The sequence below is a fragment of the Neisseria sp. P0021.S006 genome, assembly GCF_051956895.1.
Map to the genome: position 1 here is coordinate 1 of NZ_JBQCWZ010000674.1, position 746 is coordinate 746.

Genomic DNA, 746 nt, shown 5'->3' on the forward strand with positions numbered 1-746 from the left:
CTCGCGTACGGCTTCTTCAAAGGCCGTCTGAAACGCAGGAATATTGTGTTCGAGTATGCTCAAACCCGCCGCCATTGCGTGTCCGCCGAATTTCAAAATCAAATCGGGATGGCGTTTGGATACCAAGTCCAAAGCATCGCGCAGGTGCAAATTGGGAATGGAGCGTCCCGAACCGCGCACTTCGCCGTTGTCGGCAGGCGCAAATACGATGGTCGGACGATAAAAACGGTCTTTGAGGCGGCTGGCAACAATGCCGACCACGCCTTGATGGAAGTCGTCGCGATACGCCACCAACGTCGTCTGACCTGAAGGCAGGGTTTCAGGAAAAGCATTCAGCGCGTCTTGCAGCATAGACTGCTCGATTTCGCGGCGCTCGATATTGAGGTTGTTTAACTGAGCCGCCAGTTCCTGCGCCTCGGTGTCATCTCGCGCCAACAGACAGGCAATGCCGACCGACATATCGTCCAGCCGTCCGGCCGCGTTGATGCGCGGTCCCAACGCAAAGCCCATATCAAACGGCTGAGCCTTGCGCCAATCTCGTCGCGCCACGTCAAACAAGGCGCGGATGCCGGGGCGCATTTTGCCCAAACGCATCCGTTTCAACCCTTGAGACACGAGGATACGGTTGTTGTGGTCTAGAGTGACGACGTCGGCGACGGTACCGAGTGCGACCAAATCCAAAAGGTCGCCCAGATTCGGCTCTTTCAGGCCGTCTGAAAAATAATTGCGGCGGCGCAGCTCGGCAC

At 57.1% G+C, this 746-nt stretch carries 1 protein-coding gene; it reads right to left on the minus strand.

Annotated features, from left to right (window positions below; translation table 11 throughout):
* Window positions 1-746 (minus strand): single-stranded-DNA-specific exonuclease RecJ (locus ACTHUM_RS16400; RefSeq protein ID WP_440403479.1); only part of this gene is annotated, 746 nt, incomplete at both ends.